Annotated in this window: 4 protein-coding genes and 1 pseudogene; 3 read left to right on the top strand and 2 right to left on the bottom strand. The window is 39.0% G+C overall.

Annotated elements, in window-relative coordinates; translation table 11 throughout:
- A pseudogene (locus VB732_RS19370) lies at positions 1-2,765 on the top strand (hypothetical protein); the annotation flags it as partial.
- Between the two features lie 99 nt (positions 2,766-2,864).
- On the opposite strand, the gene VB732_RS19365 reads toward VB732_RS19370, so the two are convergent.
- Positions 2,865-4,199, bottom strand: coding sequence for a transposase (locus VB732_RS19365; protein ID WP_323232532.1), 1,335 nt, complete (start codon positions 4,197-4,199; stop codon positions 2,865-2,867).
- A gap of 365 nt (positions 4,200-4,564) precedes the next feature.
- Here VB732_RS19365 and VB732_RS19360 point away from each other — a divergent pair, with 365 nt between their 5' ends.
- Positions 4,565-4,894, top strand: a complete 330-nt coding sequence (locus tag VB732_RS19360; protein WP_323232531.1) for a hypothetical protein — start codon at positions 4,565-4,567, stop codon at positions 4,892-4,894.
- Positions 4,895-4,928: 34 nt separating this feature from the next.
- Positions 4,929-5,264, top strand: a complete 336-nt coding sequence (locus VB732_RS19355) for a hypothetical protein (RefSeq protein ID WP_323232530.1) — start codon at positions 4,929-4,931, stop codon at positions 5,262-5,264.
- Positions 5,265-5,307: 43 nt separating this feature from the next.
- On the opposite strand, the gene tnpC is transcribed toward VB732_RS19355, so the two are convergent.
- Positions 5,308-6,843, bottom strand: coding sequence for an IS66 family transposase (gene tnpC, locus VB732_RS19350; RefSeq protein WP_323232529.1), 1,536 nt, complete (start codon positions 6,841-6,843; stop codon positions 5,308-5,310).
- Positions 6,844-6,927 lie beyond the last annotated feature (84 nt).

The following is a 6,927-nucleotide window of genomic DNA, read 5'->3' as shown; positions in this document are numbered from 1 at the left end:
AAGAAGCGCAAGGAATTGACGTTGATTTTATAGATCCAGAGGAAACAGAGTCAGAACGACAAGCACGAGATTATGATGGCGATTGTATTGGTGTAGCACAAGCTAGTTTATACCCCAACTTGACAGCCGAAGCCGAGCGCAGGAACCAGCCTGAAAACGCCTACCCCCGCACAGTCAAACTGGAAAAAGAATCATTTTATGATCCAGTAACTGCAATTCAACCGCCATTTGAAGAAATCGCTATTCACATGAGCGATCGCATCAGCGTGGGGATTATTAACAATCAGGTAACAGCAACCGAAGCGCTGGAATCGGAAATTGAAATCATCAAAACTTACGGTACTGTTGAACAAAAATTAAATTATCTTCAGCAAGTATCAGATCACTATATAGAATTATTTCAAGAAGAAAATGACGAGAAACCAAAACCAATCAGAGAAGAATACAAACCATTGATGCAACAGATTGTTGCACTCAACCAGTCTCAAACTCCTGAAGCGAAAGAACAAGCCGCAGATGTTAATCGCCTTCTTTATCGTCAAGCTACAACCGAGGGATGCTATCAAAATCAAATAGCAGTAGATTTATTCAAAAGCGCTAAAAAACCTGAGATGGATTTAATTAATGAAAACAAGCGCTATTTGTATAGAGATGTTAATTATATTAAAGATAAAAAGTCCCATTCAGCTTACTTAAATTCTGGGATTCCACCTACAGGCTATTCACCAGTAGAACTTCTAATTAGCCAAGCAAACAAATACTTTCAGCAGTCTCAACTAGAATCTCGCCCTATAGTTCAGTTTAAGGACTTATTTAAAGGAGTTGATTTTACTCCCCAACAAAGATTTGCGGCGATTGTTGCCAAGCATGACTTTGACACAAAATTTAGTGTTGGTATGGCGATGGAAAAACGGCGCGAAACCGAAAAAGGGCCGTCGGCGATCATCCAAACACAACAGGGGGCGCAATTAGAAATCACAAACCTGACTCGCTACGGTCATCCTGGCATTTGGAAAGCCCAGACAATTAATCTGAAATTAAAAGAGATTCCCGAAAAAGAATGCCCACATACATTAATGGCTCTGGCTCAGATTGATAATGAAACAGAAGACGGAAAACCAAAATACCGCAGACTAGGAACAGTTAGCCAGCAGTCAGTGTCAGATTACAGTCTGACACCGGGAATGGCAACCAGTGAAGCCACTCTTGCTGAACTCAAGCCAGAAATGAGTCGAGGGCAAACCAAGCTGATATTTCAACAAGCTTACGCGGCGGCGGCGGCATTCAGAGCAAATATCCCAGAATCTGATAGATTATCAGCAGCAGCGGCGGCTTGGAATGCTGGCGCAGTAAGACAAGATCAAGAAGATAAATACAAATCAGTAACCAATTTCCAAAAGAAGATTTCAAACTTTGTCTTCGCCGCTTTTCGCGACGAAATTGTCTCTCGACTAGAGCATCTGCAATTTACCGAGATGACTTTGATAACGCTTGATAATGAAGCGAATAATTTCAAGGATACTAGCTGGAACCCTGATGAAAAATACTCTATAGAAATCAGAGCTAGCCACCACCCTCCAGGACATGAGCGTCATGCTTCTGGGTTGGTATTTGTACAAGGTGACGATGGTGAATACAAAGAATACGCCATGCTAGAGCCGAGGACGGGACAGCTACCAGTTGGGACAAAAGCACAAGCCAACATCATAGCAGAGGAAACATCTACTGTTAATGCCACAATTCAAGTAGCGGGGAAAGAACCTGTAGAGTTCACCATCAGAGAAATTAGCAAGTTTGCCCATGCGGGTCAAAGTTTTAATGCCCAAACAGCAACATTAGAGATTGGTACAGTCAACGTCCCAAGCCAAGCGGTAAAAATTAAACTGGATGGCAAAACGCTAGGAGAATTGGACACTGATTCGGTAAAGCAGCTAGAAGCGTTTAATTACGTCAAAGACGGTAATCCACTCAACCTGAAACTCACCACTATTCTAGACGGTAAAAACCGGGCATTTGCGATCGCTACTTCGCCAAATGGTAATCTACTCAAGATTAACAAGATTGGCTTTTATGATTTTAATGGTCAGACGTTTGACGATGAAACTTATAGAAAAGTCACCTTAGACGTACCAGCATCCAAAAGACGAGATGCGGTATTTCTCAATGGCTTGCCGTTAGGACTGTTGCACTTCAAAAAAGACAAGGAAGCTTTAAAAGAGTTGGGAGTTCTACAGCTTGGTACGCGAACTCCCGTGCAAGCCACGCTCCAAAGTAATTTCACAACAACAGTACTAAAAGTTGATCCTGCCACTGTTGAATATCCTCAAGTCTGGACGAAAGAAAGCCAGGCTTTTGGCACTCAATCAGTTAACGCACAACAACAGCAGATGATACAGCAAGCAGAACCAATACTGCAAAAAATTAAAGAACGCCCGACATTCCTATTCACTACACCAGAAGACAAAGTGTTAGGACTAATGGGCATGGCAGTTGATAATCACAAAGTTGAGTCTGTAACGAAGTGGCTAACTAATCAGAATGTAGCGTTTTCTCAAGTGACACCAGAAGATGTACCCCAAGAAACTAAGAAGGGGCTAGCTGTATTTAACTTAGTAAGTTCAACCATTCCCAGCAATTCTCATTTTGAAAAAAAATCAAAGAAAATTCGTTATTTAAATAGAGAACTTGTGTCGAAGCATCATTTTTTGACAAAAAATTATCATCCAATGTTGGAGATAGACAATTTTTCAGAAATTTATCCATGAAAAATCGATTTCAACTGATAAATTCCGATGAAGTTCTCAACAACTTTTTAGTTTTTTAATAAATAGTTTTCTTCTTTTCTTCTAATATATTGACATTTATCAACTAGAATCTACTCTTTTTAATGGGTCATGTTCTGTGATGATCAATGAAAATAAATGCGACCAATCTGGAAACCATGAATATTTTAATAAAGTCCGAATATCTTTAAAGAAAGTAGTTCGAGTTACTAATATTTTCCGAACTTTTTGATAAGTAGAATTAACTAGGTCTAAAACAGTATGAAATAAAAAAGCTAGCAAGTTTAAAGACAATAATAATTCGCACAAATGATTTTCACCATGACCAAAGTTATGCTCTAAATTATAACCGTGATTTTTCAGAACGTTATTCCCCTCATTCTCTACTTTCCATCTACTGCGTCCAGCTCTGACAATTTCTTCAACATTATTGAGAGTGATTTTATGATTAGTTATCCAGTTATTTTGGTAGATAATTTCCTCGGTTTTTTCATTAATAACTGTCACTTCGCACCAATTAACTTCGAGACTTAAATCTTCATCTTTTAAGGGAACTCTAGAAGTATAACGATAACGATAAATTAGATTTTTTCGCCCATCCCATTGTTTCTTTTCAATGGTTTTAATTTCTCCACTTCTTTCTAAGAATTCTAGCCAATCATATAAAGTCTTGTGTGATGTTTTCAGACAAACAAAAATAAAATTATAACCTTGTTTTAGCAGCAAGGTACAAATAGGTTGGCGAGAATACAAGTCATCCCCTAGAAGAGTTACAGGATAACCATACTGATTTTGATTATTCTTGTTCAACCATCTTTTAACAGCCGCATTTTCACAGTCTTGTTTTTGATATCCATCTTGTTTTTTAATGAATTCTGGCTCTAAATTAATTACTTGTTTTTGATTAGGAGAAACTATAATTGGTGTGACACAGCCATGAAAATAAGTTGTAGTTCCATTTCGATGATTACGACAATTACAATGAGGGCAATTAATTTTTTTGGATGAAAAATATTCTGTGCCATCTAAAGCGATTAAAATTTCTTCATCTAAGTAGAGAAACTTTTTCAAAACTCCGTTTTTATTTAACCATTCATAGACTTCTTGAAAAGCCATAAAGATGGTTGCAGCCGGCACTGGATCTAACAAATTTCTTATTTGATTATCACAGGGGACTTTCTCAATTGAAAATAGACTTCCTGCGTTATCTTTTCCCTTATTACTTTTCATTAATCTTTGATGGTCTAAGAAGGATTCTGACTGAGTAAAAAAGATAGAAAATGCAGCCATCATTGCATCTTCTACCTGATATTTTGTATTATTTCCGGGCTTCCTTTCATCGGGTAAATCATATAATTCTTGCCGTAAAAATTGCATTAATTCAGAAATTTCTAAGGTTGCCGCTTTTTGAGCCATCTTGGAATAATTTGACTAGTTAATATTTTTTAACTCACCGAGTTTACCAAAACTTGCGACAATTATAAATTTTTATTTTGATTCAGTTTTCTATTCTCAAAACACAACTATTTTCCTGGCTTTCTCCCCTTTCTTTTCAGGCCATCTCCTCAAATGAATTGAGTATTTATACTGAATTTATCGAGCCAAGAAATTTTTTTCGATCTCTTCTCTCAAAAATATAGTACAAAAGAACTACATTTTGAAAATCAAAATGGGCGTTAATACTCTATTTATTTCAAAATGAGAATTGCTGGTAGTCCTGAAAGAAAAAGACGATCTGCTGTATATGCGATCGCCTGCATAACGAAAACGATAAGAAAATCATGGCACACGTTACAACAACTGTACCCTTACTTCAAGCAGATGACTGGGGCGAATGCTGCGAGAAAATTCTCCTGCCTCCAACAGATCCAAATGCAGAGGTGATTCAAATCTCTGGCTACAAACTCGTTTACTGCAATGGAGCTTGCCCCAGAATTTATCGCGTCTACAAAGCTGAATCAATGATCGGTTTGGTTTTTCAGCACATTACCCACTGGTCTAACGAAGTGGACATGATTCAGTATGCCAAGCCGTTGAATGCAGTTATTGGGCTGGATGAGTTTATGAAATTAGCTGGGAAGTCCAGAGTAAGCAAACCCTTAGCAGCGTAGTTCAACTTCAATAAATATTTCACCAATCACAAATATGCAACCCACAATTAGCATTGCCTCCGGTTGGGATTATCCTCGGTTTACCTTTGGGCAACTGACAACAAAAGGTGTTGTCGTCGGCTTAGTTTATTACCAAAAAGGTACTCACCTTGCTGAAGAATTTGGCGAAGGATGGCGTTACACCATTTCACCTAATAAACACAGTGAAGAAGTATACCATTACTTGGAAGATGAACTTACCCTGCTATCCCCTGAAGAATTACAAGCGCAAATCAAAGCAGAGATTGACTGCCACCAGAATCAGATAAAGACGCTTGTTAAACAGCTATCAATAGTAACAAGAGGTGGGAAAGATGCCCAAGCCTGTTGATAACTATGTGGGTAGTTTTTCACTCTCCCCCATTAAAAAGCAATTAAAAAGCAACAGGAATAGGAGGATGTTTTATACCTCGACGAGCCTGAGTAAGAATCATTGCAATATAAGCCCAAGGGTCAACTTTTCTCAGACGACATGTTTCAATAACACTTAAAACAGAGCAGTAAGCCAAACTGCCCTCTGTTGTTCGAGTGCCATAGCTAATACGTCGAGCAATTACAGCATGTCGTAAAGCGCGTTCTGCCTCATTATTAGTCGGTGGTAACTGCGGATTATAAAAACAGGCAACCACTGCATCCCAATCAGCTAAAATCTCTTTTGCCAGAGCCTTTAACTTGTTATGCTCTATTCCTGTAGCCAATCGGCAAACTCGGTAGAGGCGAGCGGGGTTCGAGTCTGATTCATCCTTATCCCCGTCGCCAGTAGCAAGTGAATGTATCAGTTCCCTCAGTTCTTCTAATAACCACTGTCCCAAATCCGCCACTTCTTTATCTACCGATGTGCTCAAAGCAATAGCTTTGCGGATTAGATGGGCTAAACAATGTTGGCGTTTTGGGTAATTAGTGTAAGCTCCATAGCCATCGGTAACTAACCATCCCACAAATGCCTCACTTATTAGTCGTAATAGCTCTTGCTTGCGACGACTACCGATGTGGAAAACCGCGATTGTACTTGTAATGGCCACCCATAACCACCGATATTTTCCTTTTTCATACCAGGGTGTTTCATCAAGGTGGATTATTTCTGCCGATTGCAATTCAACAATAAGTTCCTCAACTACTGGAGAACAAGCTATTCCCACTTCTCGAATACAACGGTCAATTGTTCCAACCGAAAGCGATACTCCAATCCAATCATCCAACAATTCTCTAATTTTCGGTCGAGACATTCGATATCGGATCGCAAGAGAAGCAATAAATGTTGCCAACATGGGCCCAACAAGTCCATACTCTTGCAAACATAAATCTTTGCTTCTCCCTTCTACTACTGAGATATAACCTGTAAGGGGTTTAGATAAAGTGTGGTGGGAGCAAGAGCAAGTTGCTTGATAATAATGATGGAGAGTGCATTTTATATCTATTCCTGAATCTAATTTTTCTAGTTCCAGTACGTAATAACCCATATAGGGTTTTGCTTGCGGGTCTATTTCTAGCCGACTATTACATGATGCACAACTTACAGGATGATGAGCTACTGTCTGGCTTGCTACTAAGGGGCTTGTTCGCCAAATCCCTTTAGCTCCTGCCTGCTTTCCCGGCAACTTCTTCCCAAATCCCTTGTTTTTTGGTTTTTCGCTTTCTTGTGAAACGCGCTTATCTTCTTGCTTTGATTCTGAAATGGAAGTTTCACTCCCCGTTGCTTCTAATTCTAGTGACGGTACTTTCTCTTTGCTTTTAAATTGGTCTGATGATGGGGGTAACGAACTATTGCTTGAATTTTGCTCTAATTTTTCTAGTTGTTCGACAGCTAAAGAATGAAGATTACCTGCAACTTCTACCAATTTCTCTTTATCCAGAGATTGGAAGTAGTTCTGGTTCATCTGTGAGAGGTCTTCTTTGCTCAGTCGATTCATTACTGCTTTGGCTTTGTTGCAAAATCATTTTTTACATTACCACACGATTGTCACCCCTACTTTTACCTACACTGCAAACTCTTG

The organism is Nostoc sp. UHCC 0252, assembly GCF_034931145.1.
Lineage (GTDB): Bacteria > Cyanobacteriota > Cyanobacteriia > Cyanobacteriales > Nostocaceae > Nostoc.
The sequence above is the reverse complement of the archived record's forward strand: the minus strand, read 5'-3'. Positions and strand labels throughout refer to the sequence as shown.

What these genes read in the sequence shown, in the direction of transcription:
- VB732_RS19355 (WP_323232530.1), top strand. Translation starts at nt 4,929, where the DNA reads ATGCAACCCACAATTAGCATTGCCTCCGGTTGGGATTATCCTCGGTTT.
- VB732_RS19360 (WP_323232531.1), top strand. Translation starts at nt 4,565, where the DNA reads ATGGCACACGTTACAACAACTGTACCCTTACTTCAAGCAGATGACTGG.
- VB732_RS19365 (WP_323232532.1), bottom strand. Translation starts at nt 4,199, where the DNA reads ATGGCTCAAAAAGCGGCAACCTTAGAAATTTCTGAATTAATGCAATTT.
- tnpC (WP_323232529.1), bottom strand. Translation starts at nt 6,843, where the DNA reads ATGAATCGACTGAGCAAAGAAGACCTCTCACAGATGAACCAGAACTAC.